Source organism: Catellatospora coxensis, assembly GCF_016862635.1.
Taxonomy (GTDB): Bacteria; Actinomycetota; Actinomycetes; order Mycobacteriales; family Micromonosporaceae; genus Catellatospora; species Catellatospora coxensis.
On the sequence record NZ_BONI01000103.1, the window covers coordinates 1 to 17,551 of the forward strand.

At 72.5% G+C, this 17,551-nt stretch carries 12 protein-coding genes; 7 read left to right on the forward strand and 5 right to left on the reverse strand.

What is annotated here, in order from left to right:
• Window positions 1-799: 799 nt before the first annotated feature.
• The 3 genes from Cco03nite_RS37615 (at window position 800) to Cco03nite_RS37625 (ending at window position 5,114) form a co-directional block, all read left to right on the forward strand.
• A complete protein-coding gene (locus Cco03nite_RS37615; RefSeq protein ID WP_203698804.1) occupies window positions 800-2,995 on the forward strand; it encodes a discoidin domain-containing protein in 2,196 nt (731 codons plus the stop codon).
• An 88-nt stretch (window positions 2,996-3,083) separates the two neighbouring features.
• A complete protein-coding gene (locus Cco03nite_RS37620) occupies window positions 3,084-4,373 on the forward strand; it encodes a DUF1996 domain-containing protein (protein WP_239167978.1) in 1,290 nt (429 codons plus the stop codon).
• A 168-nt stretch (window positions 4,374-4,541) separates the two neighbouring features.
• Window positions 4,542-5,114 (forward strand): DUF305 domain-containing protein, encoded by a 573-nt coding sequence (locus Cco03nite_RS37625; protein WP_203698805.1) that lies wholly within the window; start codon window positions 4,542-4,544, stop codon window positions 5,112-5,114.
• Window positions 5,115-5,145: 31 nt separating this feature from the next.
• On the opposite strand, the gene Cco03nite_RS37630 is transcribed toward Cco03nite_RS37625, so the two are convergent.
• Together Cco03nite_RS37630 and Cco03nite_RS37635 are read right to left on the reverse strand one after the other, a co-directional pair.
• The gene (locus Cco03nite_RS37630; protein WP_203698806.1) at window positions 5,146-5,526 is read right to left on the reverse strand and encodes an SHOCT domain-containing protein; all 381 of its coding nucleotides are present in this window, start codon (window positions 5,524-5,526) and stop codon (window positions 5,146-5,148) included.
• Between the two features lie 133 nt (window positions 5,527-5,659).
• Window positions 5,660-6,712: a LacI family DNA-binding transcriptional regulator gene (locus Cco03nite_RS37635; RefSeq protein ID WP_203698807.1), complete on the reverse strand. Its 1,053-nt coding sequence runs from the start codon at window positions 6,710-6,712 to the stop codon at window positions 5,660-5,662.
• Window positions 6,713-6,943: 231 nt separating this feature from the next.
• On the opposite strand from Cco03nite_RS37635, the gene Cco03nite_RS37640 reads away from it, so the two are divergent.
• Window positions 6,944-7,453, forward strand: a complete 510-nt coding sequence (locus Cco03nite_RS37640) for a DUF2199 domain-containing protein (protein WP_203698808.1) — start codon at window positions 6,944-6,946, stop codon at window positions 7,451-7,453.
• A 27-nt stretch (window positions 7,454-7,480) separates the two neighbouring features.
• On the opposite strand, the gene Cco03nite_RS37645 is transcribed toward Cco03nite_RS37640, so the two are convergent.
• Window positions 7,481-8,044, reverse strand: coding sequence for a GNAT family N-acetyltransferase (locus Cco03nite_RS37645; protein WP_203698809.1), 564 nt, complete (start codon window positions 8,042-8,044; stop codon window positions 7,481-7,483).
• A 45-nt stretch (window positions 8,045-8,089) separates the two neighbouring features.
• Between Cco03nite_RS37645 and Cco03nite_RS37650 the strand changes: the two genes are divergently transcribed.
• The 3 genes from Cco03nite_RS37650 (at window position 8,090) to Cco03nite_RS37660 (ending at window position 15,211) form a co-directional block, all read left to right on the forward strand.
• Entirely contained in the window at window positions 8,090-8,704 is a 615-nt protein-coding gene (locus tag Cco03nite_RS37650) for a TetR/AcrR family transcriptional regulator (protein ID WP_203698810.1), read from the forward strand.
• Between the two features lie 48 nt (window positions 8,705-8,752).
• Window positions 8,753-13,651 (forward strand): diguanylate cyclase domain-containing protein, encoded by a 4,899-nt coding sequence (locus Cco03nite_RS37655; protein ID WP_203698811.1) that lies wholly within the window; start codon window positions 8,753-8,755, stop codon window positions 13,649-13,651.
• Between the two features lie 105 nt (window positions 13,652-13,756).
• Window positions 13,757-15,211 carry a M1 family metallopeptidase gene (locus tag Cco03nite_RS37660; protein ID WP_203698812.1) on the forward strand — a complete coding sequence of 485 codons (1,455 nt, stop codon included), beginning with the start codon at window positions 13,757-13,759 and terminating at the stop codon, window positions 15,209-15,211.
• 44 nt (window positions 15,212-15,255) lie between these two features.
• Here the strand turns inward: Cco03nite_RS37660 and Cco03nite_RS37665 are convergent, their stop codons facing one another.
• A complete protein-coding gene (locus Cco03nite_RS37665; RefSeq protein WP_203698813.1) occupies window positions 15,256-16,581 on the reverse strand; it encodes a lactate 2-monooxygenase in 1,326 nt (441 codons plus the stop codon).
• Between the two features lie 90 nt (window positions 16,582-16,671).
• Complete coding sequence (locus Cco03nite_RS37670; protein WP_203698814.1) at window positions 16,672-17,496, reverse strand: hypothetical protein; 825 nt, start codon at window positions 17,494-17,496, stop codon at window positions 16,672-16,674.
• Window positions 17,497-17,551 lie beyond the last annotated feature (55 nt).

The following is a 17,551-nucleotide window of genomic DNA, read 5'->3' on the forward strand; positions in this document are numbered from 1 at the left end:
ACCACACGCGGCGGTGCCCAGCACCAGCGCGGCGGCGAGCAGCGGAGCGGCCACGGCCGCGAGACGGCGCCGTGGGCCGGCGCCGGATAGTGCTGAACGCATCGGAGCTCCTCCAGGACAGGTATTCGGGGCACAAGCACGAACAGATTCGCAGGTCACGCACTGTTGATCATCCAGAGAGCGCTCCCTGGTCTGGCCTCTGAATTTCGTCTCATGCCGGGCGGCTGTCAAGATGCCGTTGCCGTCTCGTTACAAAGAGCCATCGCCGATCCGATCCCGACAACCGGTCCGGCCTGCGGGCGGGCTCCGGGGCCGGTCCACTCGCATGCGTCGTGAGCAGGCAGTCGTGACCCGCGATCCGTTGCGGGCCATCGATCGTGCCGATTTCTGCGCGACTTCGGGAACCGCGACACGGTCTCCCAGCTGCCCGTCCTGACGTCACCGCCCGATTTCGGGAACGTTAACGGCATTCGCCGCAACGGCCCGTCCAGTGACCGCCATTGACATCCGGGCGGTCAAGGACGATTCTCTCAGAGAGCGCTCCCCCACATTGTTTGTCCGGCTTGACGCCCTTTCGGGCAGCAGGTCGTTGCACGCGGCGACCCGCCGCTCACCACGGCGTCGCCATGCCGCCGGACCGGGCGTCAGCCCCGACGCACCGGTCCCGGCGGCAGGCGGCCGTCGCGTGCGTACCGGAAGCGCTGCCGCGGGTCACGGATCCGCGATCGGCGGGAGCGCCTCCGGGCCTTCCGCGAGGAGCACGGCCCTCGCGGTCTCGAGCCATCCCACAGGAGATGACATGAGATCCGTCCCGAACGCGGCAGCCCCGCCGCGCTCCGTCCCCACTCGCAGGCGCTGGTACGCCGTACTCGCCACCGTCGGCGCGGTGCTCGCCTCGTCCTACCTGGCCGTGGTCGCCGGCTCGGCCAGCGCGGCCGATCCGCTGATCTCCCAGGGCAAGCCGGTCACCGCGTCGTCGGTCGAGAACGCCGTCTTCCCGGCCACCGCGGCCGTCGACGGCGACAACGGCACGCGCTGGTCCAGCGCGTTCTCCGACCCGCAGTGGATCCAGGTCGACCTGGGCGCGACGGCCACCATCAGCCAGGTCGTCCTGCGCTGGGAGGCGGCCTACGCCACCGGGTTCCAGATCCAGGTCTCGGGCTCGGCCACCGGCCCCTGGACCAACGTCTACAGCACCACCACCGGCACCGGCGGCGTGCAGACGCTGACCGTCGCCGGCTCCGGCCGCTACGTGCGCATGAACGGCACCGCCCGCGCCACCGTGCACGGCTACTCGCTCTACGAGTTCCAGGTGTACGGCGTCATCGGCGGCGGCACCGGCTGCGGCTCGGCCAACGCCGCGCTGGGCCGCCCGGCAAGCGCCTCCTCGCAGGAGGGCGCGTTCGCCGCGGCCAACGCCGTCGACGGCAACGCCGGCACCCGCTGGGGCAGCGCGTTCAGCGACCCGCAGTGGATCCAGGTCGACCTGGGCAGCAGCCAGAACATCTGCGGCGTGACCCTGACCTGGGAGGGCGCGTACGCGACGGCCTTCCAGATCCAGGTCTCGGCCTCGGCGACCGGGCCGTGGACCAACATCTACAGCACCACCACCGGCACCGGCGGCACGCAGACGCTGACCGTCAACGGCACCGGCCGCTACGTGCGGATGAACGGCACCGCGCGGGCCACCGGGTGGGGCTACTCGCTCTGGGAGTTCGCGGTGCGCGTCGGCGGGACCCCGCCGAGCAACCCGCCGTCCTCACCCCCGCCGGCGTCGCCGTCGGCGTCTCCGCCCACCTCGCCGTCGCCCAACCCGGGCGGGGAGGTGCTGCTGTCGTACAACAAGCCTGGTTTCGCCTCCTCCTCGCAGGACGACGGCGCGTGCTGGCAGTGCTTCCCGGTGCGGGCCTTCGACCTGGACCCGGCCTCGCGCTGGGCCACCCAGGCCTGGACCGACCCGGGCTGGATCTACGTCGACCTGGGCGCGACCGCGCAGATCAAGCGGGTCGTGCTGCAGTGGGACCCGGCGTACGCCACCTCCTACCAGCTGCAGACCTCACCCGACGCGGTGAACTGGACGCCCATCTACACCACCACCACGAGCACCGGGTTCAAGCAGAACATCGTGGTCAACGGCACCGGCCGCTACGTGCGCATGTACGGCACGGCGCGGTCCAACGGCTACGGATACTCGCTGTGGGAGTTCCAGGTGTACGGCACCGGCGGCGCCCCGACCACGCCTCCGGCGCAGCCCGCCAACCCGACCTTCCCCGCCACGAACCTCGTCTTCTCGGACGAGTTCAACGGCCCGGCCGGCAGCAAGCCGGACGCGGCCAAGTGGACCATCGACACCGGCACCGGCCAGAACAACGAGCTGCAGTACTACACCAACAACACCAACGCGAACATGAACGGCACCGGCGCGCTGGTGATGGAGGCCCGCCGCGAGGCGGTCGGCGGGATGCAGTACACCTCGCACCGCATGAACACGGGCAACAAGTTCCACTTCCAGTACGGCCGGGTCGAGGCCCGGGTGAAGGTGCCCAAGGGCAACGGCTTCTGGCCCGCGTTCTGGATGATGGGCGCCGACTTCCTGCCGCCGACCAGCCGCCCGTGGCCGTACAACGGCGAGATCGACATCATGGAGATCCTCGGCCGCGACACCACCCGCAGCTACACCACGCTGCACGCCCCCGCCTACAACGGTGGCGGCGGCTACGGCCTGGAGAAGGTCTGGGGCATCGACCTCTCGGCCGACTTCCACGTCTACGCCGCGCAGTGGGACAGCAACGGCATCCGCTTCTTCGTCGACAGCACGGAGGTGTTCTACGCGAGCAAGGCGACCGTCGAGGCGACCCGCGGCCCGTGGGTCTACGACCACCCGCACTACATGATCCTCAACCTCGCCGTGGGCGGTGACTGGCCCGGTCCGCCGGACGCCTCCACCCCGTTCCCGGCGCAGATGCTGGTCGACTACGTGCGCGTCTACAAGTAGGCGACCGCCGGCAGGGGGCCCCGCAGCCCCGCAGGGCCCCCTGCCCCCAACGGAAACCCGTCCGTCCCATTCCCGTAGGGAGCTCACCATGAATCGTCTCGCACCGATTCCTGGCCGCCGGCGGCTACGTGCCGCCGGGCTCATCGCCACCGTCACGGCCGTCCTCGCAACTTACCTGGTCGCCACCACCGGTGGCGCGGCCGCCGCCGAGATCTCGCTCTCCCAGGGCAAGCCGGTCACGGTCTCCTCGACCGAGAACGGCGGCACGCCCGGCTCGGCAGCGGTCGACGGCAACGCCGGCACGCGCTGGTCCAGCGCATTCTCCGACCCGCAATGGATCCGCATCGATCTCGGCAGCAGCCAGGCGATCACCCGGATCTTCCTGGACTGGGAGGGCGCGTACGCGCGCAACTTCCAGCTGCAGAGCTCCGCCGACGGCAGCAACTGGAGCACGTTCCACACCACGACCAACCACAACGGGGCAGACCAGTCCCTCACCGTCAACGTGACGACCCGCTACGTCCGCCTGTACGCGACCGCGCGCGCCACCCAGTGGGGTGTCTCGCTATGGGAGTTCCAGGTGTTCGGGCAGTCCAGCGGCGGCGGCGGGACGCCCGGCCCCATCGTGCGGGTGTCGGAGTTCCTGGCCGACTGCCCGTTCACGCACCGCCTGCCCGACGACCCGATCGTCTTCCCGAACCTGCCCGGCGGGTCGCACATGCACGACTTCATGGGCAACACGTCCACCAACGCGTTCTCGACCTACACGAGCCTCGCCGCGGCCGGGACGAACTGCAACCCGATCGAGGACCTGTCGTCGTACTGGGTGCCCACCATGTACGTCGACAACGTGGCGGTCGCCCCGACCGGCACGACCTTCTACTACCTGGGTGAGGGCGTGCGCGACGACATCATCGCGCAGATCCAGTCCCTGCCCGTCGGCCTGCGCATCGTGGCCGGCAACGCCCAGGCCACCAGCGGCGACCAGAGCATCGCCCGCTGGTCCTGCCTGCACCACAACGAGATCCCGCCAGGCAAGGACTTCGTCAACTGCCCCGCCGGCTCGATGCTGGAGTCATACCTCGACTTCCCGCAGTGCTGGGACGGCGTCAACCTCGACTCCGCCAACCACAAGAGCCACATGGCGTACCCCGTCGCGGGCGCCTGCCCATCCTCCCACCCCGTCCCGGTCCCGAAGCTCCGCCAGGTGCTCCGCTACCCGGTAACGGGTGACCCCGCCCGCATCCGCCTGTCCTCAGGCCGCGGCTACACCATGCACGGCGACTTCTTCAACGCCTGGCCCGCCGCAGAGATGGACCGCCGCGTCCGCGACTGCATCCGCCCCATCATCAAGTGCGGCGCCAACGGTCGCCCCTGACCCTGACCCGCACCTGAACCCGCACCGGCCGGGACGGCCCCCCTCTCCCGCCCCGGCCGGTGCCCCTCTTATGCGACGATCTTGCGCGGACTGTGGGGACGACACACTCCGAACGGGCAAAAGGGCAACAGTTCGCGCAAGATCGCCGTCGGCAGCGGGAGGTCCGCGATGAGAACACGGGTGTACGGGTGGGCCGTGGTTTTGCTGCTCGCGGGGTGCGGGGGTGCGGTGCCGGCGGCGGCTCCGACGGGCGGCCCGGCGGTCAGCCCGCCGGCGGTGGCCGAGGCGGGGGCGATCAGCACCGACGTCGCGTGGACGCAGTTGATGATCGCCCTGGACGAGCGCATGCTGGCGGCCTTGCGGCTGGCCCCGCAGCGGACCGGGGACAAGGATCTCGGCACGTTCGCCGCGGACGTCGCCCGGCGGCATGAGGCCGAGGTGGTCCGGTTGCGGGAGCTGCTGCAGGCGACCGGGATGCCGGAGAGCAATCCGCACGAGGGCCACGACATGCCCGGCATGATCACCAAGGAGAACCTGGCGCTGCTGGCCGGCAGGTCCGGAGCGGAGTTCGACGCCATGCTCGCCGACAGCCTGCGCGCGCACTTCGAGCAGTGCCGCATGCTGGCCGGCTCCGAGCAGTCCGCCGGAGCCGACCCCGCCGTCAAGGCGCTCGCCGCATCCGTCGAGACCACCCGCCAGGCCGACCTGGACCAGCTCGCGGCGCTGACCAGCCCGCGGTGACCGCTGCCCGGCGGCCCGGCCGTGGCACGGCTCAGCGGCAGGTCACGTTCGGCTGGTCGCAGATCCCGCTGTTGCCGAACGGGCTGTTGTTCCGGTGGCCCGGCAAGTCCTCGTCCATCTTGCTGATCATCGAACATCCGACGAGCAGGATGAACATGGCGACGACCAGGCCGATGATCGTAGTGATCACTCCGGTGACGCCCTGGATGTTGACCGCCTTGTCGGCGACCCGCGTCACCGCCGGGTCGACCTCCTTGAGCAGGTTGATCTCCGGCACCACGATCTGGGGCGCGGCCGCGGCGGCCGGCGGGGCCTGCAGCAGCCGGTCCTTGGCGAGCTCGAACTCCTCCTCGGTGAGGGTGCCGGCGTCGCGCAGTTGCTGCAGTTTCTGCAGCTCATCGGCCAGACTCATGGTTGCCTTCCGGGCTGGGGGGCGAAGTGCCGCTCATGCTAGGGCACGGCCACCAGTCGCGGGGGGCGCGTTCGGCGCGACCGCACCGGCGCCCCGGCCGAGCGGACTCCCCCGGATCCGCCCGGCTCCCCGATCAGGCGGATTCGCGCTTGACCAGGCGGGGGTGGAAGATCACCGAGCGGGGCTTCGGGTCGGCCTTGCCGATGCGAGCCAGCAGCAGCCGGGCCATCTCCGCCGCCATCTCCTCCAGCGGCTGGTGGATCGTGGTCAGCTGGGGGCGGCACTGCAGCGCGGCGATGCTGTTGTCGAAGCCGACCACGGCGACGTCCTCGGGCACGCGGCGGCCCAGGTCGCGCAGCGCCTGCAGCGCGCCCTCGGCCATCAGGTCGTTGGCCACGAACAGGCCGTCGATCTCCGGGTGCGCCGCGAACAGCTCGCGCGCGGCCTGCTCGCCGCTGGCGCGGGTGAAGTTGCCGGCCGCCGACGGCACGTACGCATGCCCGTGCACCGCGAGCGCGGCCCGGAACCCGGCCAGCCGGTCCTGGCTCGACGGCATGTCCAGCGGGCCGGAGATGGTCGCCAGATGGTGGCGGCCGATGGCGAGCAGGTGCTCGGCGGCGAGCTTCGCGCCGACCTGCTGCTCCACGTCGACGTAGCTCATCGGCAGCGGCTTGCCGGGCCGGGCCGAGAGCACGGCCGGGATGCCCAGGTCGCAGAGCTGCTGCGGGAGCGGGTCCTCGTCGCTGCTGGAGATGAGCAGCACCCCGTCGACGTGGCCCTGCCGCAGGTAGCGCAGCACGTGGTGGTGGGCGGGCGACTCCGCGGGCATGATCACCAGGTGGATGCCCTCGGGCCGCAGCACCTCCAGCGCCCCGGCGGTGATCCGGCCCAGGAACGGGTCGGTGAATATCCGGTTCAGGAACGGCTCCGCCTGCTCGGTGCGGTCGTCCGGTTCGGACACCACGAGGGCGACCGAGTCGGTGCGCCGGGTGACCAGGGAGCGCGCCGCGAGATTGGGCACGTAGCCGGTGGCGTCGATGGCGCGCTGAACCAGTTCACGCAATTCGGGGTCGACGGTGGACACGCCATTGATCACCCGCGAGACCGTGGAGCGCGAGACCCCCGCCCATTCGGCGACCTCTTCCAGGGTCGGGGACCGCTGGCCGTCAGGTCGGCTGATCGTCATGACGTCATTTATAGCAGGTATTCCAGGGAGCGCTCTCTCCAAGGTCGTTTGTAATTTCTGCGCAGGTCAACGTGGAAATCGATCGCATGCGCATTGGGCTGGACTGAACCGGTTGACCTTGATCGCCGCAATTGCTGTCCGGCGGCCTTTCGAAACCCCTGCGCGGGAAATACGCACCGGGCCGGGGTGCCGTTGAGACGGTCCCGGCGGCGCACGGCCTACAGTCTCCGAATGCGGAACACATCGGGCCACACCTGCGGATCGTGCGGTCGGCGGCACGAGGACCCGCCGCTGTCGTACCGCACCGCGGCGCCCGCGCACTGGACCGACGACCTGGCCGACGACCCGAACAGCGAACTCACCTCAGACCTGTGCGTCATCGCGGGCCGACACTTCTTCATCCAGGGCAGCCTGGAGATCCCGATCCTCGGCGGCGACGAGGTGTTCGCCTGGGGCGTCTGGGTGTCGCTTAGCCCGGACAGCTTCGCCCGCACCACCGACCTGTGGGACGAGCCGGGCCGCGAGGCCGAGCGGCCGCACTTCGGCTGGCTGTCGACGGAGCTGGCCGGATACCCCGTGAGCACGCTGAACCTCAAGACGAACGTGCACACCCGGCCCGTCGGCCAGAAGCCCTACGTCGAGGTCGAGCCCACCGACCACCCGCTCGCCGTCGAGCAGCGCTCCGGCATCACCATGACCCGAATCCACCACCTGGCCGACCTGCTCCTGCACCACCCCTGACACCACCCCGCCCCGCCGGGGCCGGCGTCAGGCCGCGCCTGCGGCCACCGGGACGGTCATCGTCAGCATCGGGCCGTCGTACTCCCACACCGGCGCGCCGGCCGGGCCGCCGTCGCCGGTCAGGCGGCGGATCGTCCGCAGGGCGGCCCGGTTCCCGGCCAGCACGTGCGCCTGCACGTGGGTGTAGCCCGCGACGGCCGCCAGCACGGCGAGCCGCCGGGCCAGCACGGCGCCGATCCCCCGCCCCTGCCACGCGTCCGCCACGAGGACCGCGGCCTCGCCCACGGCCACGGGCCGCGCCAGGTCCATGCCCGGCACGTCCGGGCAGGTCAGCAGGTGTCCGACCGCGACGGCCGCGCCGTCGTCGGCCCCGCCGGACACGACGGCGAGCAGCGTGTGCCCGGCCTCCGGCCGCAGCATCCGGGCGAGCGCGGCCGCTGCCGGCGCCCCGGCCGCGCTGGCGTAGCGGCGGCTCAGGCTGTCCGGCGAGCAGCGCCGGTGCAGCTCGACGACCCGGTTCAGGTCCCGCTCCCCCGCGCCGCGGTAGACGATCTCGACCGCCGCGACCTGACGTTCTATGCCGAGCATCATAATCCGATGCTGCGTTATGATGGCCGTCATAGTCAAGGGGAGAGCATGACGAACGACAGTCGCGAGAAGATGGTGCGGGCGGCCGCGCTGCTGTTGGCCGAGCGCGGCTACGCGGCGACGTCCTTTCAGGACGTGATCGCCCGGTCGGGCGCGCCCCGCGGCTCCATCTACCACCACTTCCCCGGCGGCAAGGAGCAGCTCGCGGCCGAGGCACTACGCTGGTACGCCGGACGCACGCGCACCGGCATCGGCGGCGCGCCCGCCCTCGACGCGGTCGCCGGCTACTTCACCGCCACCGCGAACTGGCTGCGCAAGAACGAGTTCCAGGCGGGCTGCCCGGTGGCCGGGGTGGCCCTCGACGTCGGCCAGGACGACCCGCTGCACGCCGTGGTCGCCGCGGCGTTCGCGGACTGGCGCGGGGTGCTGGAGAGCGCCTTCGCCGCCGAGGGCTGCCCGCAGGCCACCGCGCGGGCGCTCGCCGCCCTGGTCATCGCGTCGGCCGAGGGGGCACTGCTGCTGGCCCGCGCCGAGCGCGACCTGCGCCCCTACCAGGACGTCGCGGATCAGGTCCTGGCACATCTGCGGGCCACCCTGCCCGCCACGCACCCGCATGATCGTGACAAAAGCTCTATTCTGGTTCTTGAAGACAATTCAGGTTGAGCGGCTACTTCTCGGCGAGGCTGGGGCGTTTGACGGATTCCGGGGCGGATGATGGGCATCAGCGGCGAGCATCCGGCAGGAGGCCCGCCGGTCGACGCCGACCGGGTCGAGGTGCTGCTCGACAGCGACCGGACCCGGGCCTACCGGATGCGCCTGCCCGGCGGACGGTCCGTCGTCGTCAAGCAACCGCTCGGGCCGGACGGGCCCAAGCGGCTCAAGCACGAGGCGGCGATCCTGCGCCGGCTCCGTGGCGCGGACGGCGTCGTGCAGCTCGCCGCGACACCCCAGCTGGACGGCGCACTGGTGCTCCAGGACGCGGGCGGCACGACGATGGACCGCCGCCCGATGCCGCTGCCGCCCGCCGAGGTGCTCGGCATCGCCTCGGCACTCGCCGACGCCCTGGCGGCCGTGCACCACCGGCACGTGGTGCACCGCGACGTCTGCCCGAGCAAGATCGTGCTGACCGCCGCCGGCGGCGTACTGCTGATCGACTTCGAGCTGGCGTCCACGTTCGCCGAGATCAGGCCCGAGTTCGCGCACCACAACGAGATCGTGGGCACGCTGCCCTACCTCGCCCCGGAACAGACCGGCCGCACCGGCCGCCCCGTCGACCAGCGCGCCGACCTCTACGCCCTCGGCGCGACCATGTACGAGATGGTCACCGGCGAGCCGCCGTTCGGCACCGGCGATCCGCTCCGGCTCAGCCACGCCCACCTGGCCCGGGTGCCGGTGCCGCCGGCCGAGGTCGACCCCGAGGTGTCCGCCGCCCTGTCCGACGTGATCATGCACCTGCTGGAGAAGGAGCCGGACAACCGCTACCAGACCGCCGAGGGGCTGGCGCACGACCTCGCGCAGCTGCGCGCCGCCGCGCCGGGCGAGCCGATGGCGCTGCGCATCGGCGCGGGCGACGTGCCGCTGCGGCTGCTGCCCCAGTCCCGCATCATCGGCCGCGACCCGGAGATCCGGGCGCTGGGCGCGGCGTTCGCCGACGCGATGACCGGGCTCAGCCACGGCCTGCTGGTCAGCGGCCCGGCCGGGGTCGGCAAGACCTCGCTCGTCGACGAGCTGCGCCCGATCGCCTCGGGCAGCAGCGGCTGGTTCGTGTCCGGAAAGTACGACCAGCACCGGCGCGACCTCGAATTCGACGGCGCCCGCCAGGCCATGCGCGCGCTGGGCCGGCTGCTGCTGGCCGAGCCCGAGGAGGAGGTCGCCGACCTGCGGCAGCGGCTGCGCCAGGTGCTGGGCCGCAACGCGGGGCTGCTGGCCGCGGTGCAGCCCGAGCTCGGGCTGCTGATGGGCGTCGAGCCGGATCCCACCATCGGCGACGCGCTGTTCGCCCAGGCCCGGATGCAGCGCATCGGCATCGACGTGCTGACCACCGTCGCGTCGCCGAAACGCCCGATCGTCATGTTCGTCGACGACGTGCAGTGGGCCAGCCGCACCCCGCTGGGCTTCCTCGACATGCTGGTCTCCGAGGGGCCGCCGGACGGCCTGCTGCTGGTGCTGGCATATCGCGACGACGAGATCGACGCCACCCACCGGCTCACCGCCATGCTCGCGCGCTGGCGGCAGCAGGGCGTCGAACCACAGCGCATCACGCTGGCCAACCTGCCCCCGGCGAGCACCGCCGAGCTCGTCGGCGAGATGCTGCAACTCGATGCCACCGACGCCGAGGCGCTGGCCGAACCGATCGCCCAGCGCACCGGGGGCAACCCGTACGACACGGTCGAGCTGGTCAACTCGTTGCGGCGCAGTGGGGTGCTGGTCCTCGGCGACGACGGCTGGACGTGGGACTCCGGCAACCTGTCGCGCCACCTGCGCCAGGCCAACGTGGTCGACCCGTGGACCACCCGGCTGCGCGGCCTGCCGACCCGCACCCGGCTGCTCGTCGAGATCATGGCCTGCCTCGGCGGGCGGGCCGACCTGGACCTGCTGGCCGTCGCCGACGGGCACCCCCCGGCCGAGACCGAGGAGATGCTGGCGCCCGCCCTGGACGAGGGGCTGCTGGTGCTGGAGTCCGGCGAGCCGGCCGACGCGGTCCGGTTCCGGCACGACCGCGTGCACCAGGCCATCCTCGACAGCCTCACCGCGTCCGCGAAGAGCGCCCTGCACCTCGGCCTGGGCCGCCGGCTGGCCCCGTGCCCCGAGTACGCCGAGGTCGCGGCGCACCAGTACTTCGCGGTCGCCGAGCACGTGCACGACCCGGCCGAGCGCCGCCGGGTCAGCGTCCTGCTCGGCTACGCCGCCGAACAGGCCCTGGTGGTGAGCAACCACTCCTCGGCCGAGCGCTACCTGGCGGTCGCCGCCGACTTCGCCGACCCCGCCGACCTGCACAACCTGATCATGCTGCAGACCCGGCGGCACGCCTCGCTGTACAGCCTGGGCCGCCTCGACGAGGCCGACGCCGTGTACGAGGCCATCGACCGGCTGTGCGACCGGCCGGCCCAGCACGCCGACGCGACGCTGGTGCAGGTGTGCAGCCTGACCAACCAGGGCCGGGCCGCCGAGGCCGTCGCGCTGGGCCTGGAGATGCTGGGGCACCTCGGTTTCGCCGCGCCGCCGCCCGACCGCGTCGAGGCCGAGATCGACGACGGGCTCGCCCTGCTGCACCGGTGGCTCGACGGCGACACCCGCGACGACCTGGGCCGCCCCGAGCCGGCCGACCCGGACCTGCTGGCCACCGCCGCGCTGATGAACCGCATGATGGCACCGGCGTTCTTCAGCAACCAGGCCACCCTGTCCTGGCTCACCCTGCAGGCGCTGCACTTGTGGGTGCGGCACGGTCCGATCGCGACCCTGGTCGGGCCGCTCGCCCACCTCACCTTCGTCACCGTCGGCCGGTGCGGCGACTACCGCACCGGGCACCGGGCCCTGCTGCGCGTCATCGCCGTCGGCGAGGCCCGCGGCTACGAGCCCGACACCTCGCAGGCCCGCTTCCTGTACGCGCTGAGCACCGGCCACTGGTACGAGTCGCTGGAGGACACGGTGCAACAGGCGCAGCTGGCCCGCGAAGGCCTGCTGCACGGCGGCGACCTGCAGAAGGCCTGCCACACCTACTACGTCTCCGTGTACGAGCTGCTCGACTACGCCCCGACCCTGGACGGCTACCTCACCGAGGTCGACGCCGGGCTCGCGTTCGCCACCCGCACCGGCAACGACCAGTCCACCGACGTGTACCTGCCGTACCGGCGGCTGGCCGGCATGCTGCGCGGCGAGCCGGCCGAGGCGGACAGCGGGGCGGACCCGCTGCCCGAGGCGCTCGCGGGCAACCCGGTGGCCGTGTCGAACGTGCACGTCACCAGGGCGCTGGCGGCGGCGCTGCTCGACGACCTGCCCGCCCTGCACCACCACATCGAGGCCGCCACCGCGCTGCTGCCGGTCAACCCGTCGACCTACCCCGTCGCCCTGGCCCGGCTGCTGCGCGGCCTCGACCTGGCCGAGCAGGTCCGGGGCGGGCCGCCCGGCGAGCGCGCCGCCCGGCTGGCCGAACTCGACGAGATCGTGGCCTGGTTCGCCGCCCGGGCCGCGGACGCCCCGGTCAACTTCGCCCACACCCTGCTGCTCCTGCAGGCCGAGCGCGCCTGGGCCGGCGGCGACTTCCAGGCCGCCGCGCAGGCCTACGACGCCGCGCAGCACGAGGTCGCCGACCGTGGCCGGCCGTGGCACCGAGCCCTGGCCCTGGAGCGGGCCGCCCGGTTCTACCTGGCCCACGGCATGCAGGTCGCGGGGACCAGCATCCTCAACTCGGCCCGGCACGCCTACCACGCCTGGGGCGCCGACGCGAAGGTCGCCCAGCTCGACCGCACCCACCCGGCCGCGCCGTGGCTGCCGGAGCTGCGGCCGCCGACGGGCGGGCCGCCGCCGGAGGTAGGTTCGCCGGCCCCGCTGCTGTCGGGCACCATCGACCTGCTCGCCATCCTCGCCGCCTCCCAGGCGCTGAGCTCGCAGACCACTTTCGAGGGCGTACGCGCCCGGGTCGTCGACGTGCTCAGTGAGATGACCGGCGCGACCGCCGTACACCTGCTGCTCTGGGACGACGACCGGCAGCGCTGGTCGATGCCCGTGACGCCCCCGGACGGCGGCGCCCCCGCGCTGCCCGCCTCGGTGATCCGCTACGTGGAGCGCACCCGCGAGCCGCTGGTCGTCGGCGACGCCACCCGCGACGACCGCTTCTCCCGCGATCCCTACTTCGCCGAGCTCGCCTGCTGCTCGCTGCTGGTCGTGCCGATCCTCAACCGGGGCGTCCGGCAGGCGCTGCTGGTGCTGGAGAACCACCTCATCCGGGAGGCGTTCCCGGCCGAGCGGCTCGACGCGGTCCGGCTCGTCGCCGGGCAGCTCGCGGTGTCGCTGGACAACGCGTCGGTGTACGCCTCGCTGGAACGCAAGGTCGCCCAGCGCACCGAGGAGCTGACCGCGGCCAACCAGCGGCTGGAGCTGCTCAGCACCACCGACGCGCTCACCGCGCTGGCCAACCGGCGGCGGCTGGAGGACATCCTGCACACCGAGTGGCAGACCGCCCTGCACAACGGCCGGCCGCTGGCGCTGGCGATGGTCGACATCGACCACTTCAAGCTCTACAACGACCACTACGGCCACCCGGCCGGCGACGAGTGCCTGCAGCGGGTCGCCGCCGAGCTGACCCGTAACCTGCGCGCCGGGGACCTGGTCGCCCGCTACGGCGGCGAGGAGTTCGCGGTGGTCATGCCCGGCCTGGACACCGAGGCCGCGAGCCGCGCCGCCGAGCGGCTGCGCATCGCGATCTCCGACCTGAACGAGCCGCACGTGCTGGCCCGCGAGGGCATCGTCACGGTCAGCATCGGCGTCGCCGCGATGACGCCGCGCCCCGACCGCGACCCGGACGACCTGGTCGGGCTCGCCGACGTCGAGCTGTACCGCGCCAAGCGCAACGGCCGCAACCAGGTCCGCGCCGCCGCCCCCGCGCTCTGACCGAGGTGACGGTCGCCACTGTCGGCTTCCTCGTGATCTACGTGTTGTCTGCGGTCTCTACGCTGCGGCCTGGGCCGGACCGGCCCGCCTGCACGAGGGAGAAGCATGTACACACGGGGGACGGCGATGCGTGCTGCGCTCGTCGCGATCACCGCCGGCGCCACGCTGCTGGCCGGGTGCACGTCCGAGTCGCCGAAGCCGGGCCCGTCGGCAGCGCCGTCGCCGGAGCGCGTCCGCGACTACCAGCCCGGCAAGGACGGGGTCGGCGATCCGTACTTCCCGGCCTACGGCAACGGCGGCTACGACGTCGCCGACTACGCGATCAAGGTCAAGTACGACCCGAAGACCGACGTGCTCACCGGCGACGTCACCGTGAACGCCACCGCCACGCAGGACCTGTCGCAGTTCAACCTGGACCTGTCCGGGCTCACCGTGCAGTCGGTGACCGTCGACGGGACCGAGGCCACCCACACCCGGGTGGACAACGAGCTGGTGATCACCCCGGCGAAGGGCATCGACGCCGAGGCGAAGTTCGCCGTCCGGGTGCGGTACGACGGCAAGCCCAAGCCGGTCAAGAACCAGCTGAAGTCGCTGGGCGAGGGCGGCTTCTTCGCCACCCCTGACGGCGCGATCGTGCTCGGCCAGCCCGACTCGGCCGCGAGCTGGTTCCCGGTCAACGACCACCCGCTCGACAAGGCCCGGTACGCCTTCGAGATCACGGTCCCGGACGGGCTGACCGCGATCAGCAACGGTGTGCCCGGCCCGAAGAACAGCACCGGCGGCTGGACCACCTGGACGTGGAACGAGACCAAGCCGATGGCCAGCTACCTCAGCACCATGGTGATCGGCAGGTTCCGGGTCACCACCGGCACGCACAAGGGCAAGCCGGTCTTCTCGGCGGTCACCACGACCGTGGCCAAGGGCGGCGCGGACACCTCCATGGCGCACACCCTGAAGATCGCCGACTTCCTGGAGACCCAGTTCGGGCCGTACCCGTTCGACGCGTACGGCGGCGTGGTCATCAAGGACGACCGGATCCACTTCGCCCTGGAGACGCAGTCGCGACCGGTGTACTCGGCCGGCTTCTTCCGCAACGGCGTCAACGACTGGGTCGTCGCGCACGAGCTGGGGCACCAGTGGTTCGGTGACAGCGTCGCCGTGCAGAACTGGGACGACATCTGGCTCAACGAGGGCTTCGCCACCTACGCCGAGTGGCTGTGGAACGCGCACGCCAAGGTGCAGAGCGTGCAGAAGACCTTCGACCAGTACTACGCCAAGTCCGAGGCCGACGTGTGGACGACGCCGCCGGGCGCGCCGGGCGCCGCGCACATCTTCAGCTCCAGCGTCTACGACCGCGGCGCGATGACCGTGCACATGCTGCGCAAGACCGTCGGCGACAAGGCCTTCTTCGAGATCGTCAAGACCTGGGTCGCGGAGAAGACCGACGGCAACGGCAACACCGAGGAGTTCATCGCCCTGTGCGAGAAGGTCTCCGGCAAGCAGCTGGACGACCTGTTCGACGCGTGGCTGTACGGCAAGAAGAAGCCGAAGCTGAGCTGAACCGGCGCGGGCCCGGACCACGCGGTCCGGGCCCGCGCCGTCGCTCAGGCCGAAGCGAGCAGTTCCGGGGTGACGTCGGCGAGGCTCGCGCAGCCGGTCAGGGCCATGGTCAGGTCCAGCTCGGCGCGCAGGTTCTGCAGCACCTGGCGTACGCCGTCCGCGCCCGCCAGGGCCAGCCCGTAGAAGTAGGGCCGCCCGACGCAGACCGCGCGGGCGCCCAGGGCCAGCGCCTTGAAGACGTCCGCGCCGCCGCGCACCCCGCTGTCGAACAGCACCGGCACCCGGCCGCCGACCGCCTCGACGATGCCGGGCAGCGCGTCCAGCGAGCCGATCGCCCCGTCGACCTGGCGGCCGCCGTGGTTCGACACGATCACCCCGTCCACGCCCGCGTCGAGCGCGCGGCGCGCGTCGTCGGCGTGCTGCAGGCCCTTGAGCAGGATCGGCAGCCGGGTCATGGTGCGCAGCCGGGCCAGGTCGCCCCAGGTCAGGTCCTGCCGGGAGAAGATGTCCAGGAACGTCTCCACCGCGGCCCGGGGCAGCGGCGAGCGCAGGTTGCGTCCGGTCGGCCCGGGATGGGTACGCGCGATCGACAGCAGCGAACGCACCGCCGCCGCGGTGACCTTCGGCTTCGGCCCGGTCTTGGGCTGCTCCGCCCGTTCGGCCGCCAGCCGCAGGAACACCGGGTCGCTGGTGTACTGCGCGATGCCCTGGCCCTGGCTGAACGGCAGCGACCCGAGGTCCAGGTCGCGGACCCGCCAGCCGAGCACGGTCGTGTCGAGGGTGACCACCAGCGCCTCGCAGCCGGCCGCCTCCGCCCGCCGCAGGAAGCTCGCGACCAGCTCCTCGGACTTGCTCCAGTACAGCTGGAACCAGCGCGGCGCGTCGCCCATCGCCGCCGCGCACTGCTCCATCGGCCGGGACGCCTGCGTGGACAGGATGTACGGCACGCCCTCGGCGGCCGCCGCCCGCGCCACGGCGACGTCGGCCTCGGGGTGGGCCAGTTCGAGCACGCCGATCGGGGCCAGCAGCAGCGGCGACGCGAGCCGGCGGCCGAGCAGCTCCACGGACAGGTCGCGCGCCGACACGTCGCGCAGCATCCGGGGCACGATGCGGTGGCGGTCCAGGGCCCGGCGGTTGGCGTCGGCGGTGCCCTCCAGGCCGGCGCTGCCGGCGACGTAGGCGTACGCCTTGGGTGACAGCACCCGGGCGGCCCGGCGCTCCAGCTCGGGGAACGCGGTCGGCACGGCCGGGCGGCCGCCGCTGACGCCGTCGCGGTAGATCACGCCCTGCCGGAGCCTGCCCCAGCCGCCCGCGGCGCGCACGGCCGGGTCGGTGTCGTCGGCGGGCAGCGGCTGGCCGGAGTCGTCCATCGGGTCCTCGCAGGGTGCGTCGGCGGTCCGCCGTGCGGCGGTCCGCAGATCATGCCACCCGGCTCGACCGTGGCGGAGTCCGGCAGCCGGTCAGGCCGTGCCGTGCCGGGCGAGCACGGCGAGCGCCCCGCGGGCGGCCTGGACGGTCTCCGGACCGGCGTCGCCGGGCAGTTTGGGCAGGCCCGCCGTGACGGTGACCTCGTGCCGGAGCACCGGGCGGATCGGGGCGGTCGCGACGAACAGGGTGGCCAGACCGTCGTGGGCGGTGCCCTCGTCCAGCCGGAACACGTAGGCCGGCGCGGTCGCGGGCATCGCGAATGTCGCGTGCGCGGCCAGGTCGTCGGCGATGCACCACCACGGCTGGGGTTCGCGGCCGGTCCAGTGGTGGTCGCCGAACAGCCCGTGCACCGCCAGCCGGAACCGGTGGCAGACCGTCACCGCCTCGCGCAGCCGCCGCTCCAGCTGCCCCAGCGTCTCGCCGGGCGGCGGCGCGGCGAGCAGCACGTCCAGCCGCCCGGACAACCACTCGGTCAGCACCGCGTTCAGCACGAACCGCCAGGCGTCGGTGGCCGCGCCGGTGCCGAACGCCAGGGCCTCGCGCAGCAGCCGCAGCCGCTCCGCGCAGTCCGGCCACAGTTCCAGCGGGGGCGGGCCGGTGCACGGCACCGCCGTCGCGTGGCGGCGGGCCGTGAAGTCGACCACGGCCCGCAGCGGGCCGCCCGCGATCAGGTCCACGTCCTGCCGGTCGTCGGACCACTCCCACTTGGACTGGCCGTCGAGCAGGCTGGTGTAGAGCGGATCGGTCAGGCCCTCCTCGTACAGCCAGCCGCCGGGCGACCGGGTCGCGGCCCGGGTGACCTCGGTGACGAACAGCAGGGCGTCGGCGTAGCGGCGGGGCGCGTCGCGCACGTCCATCCGTGATCCCTTCCTGGGCCACCCCATACGGTACGCGCCGTCCGATCCCGACACC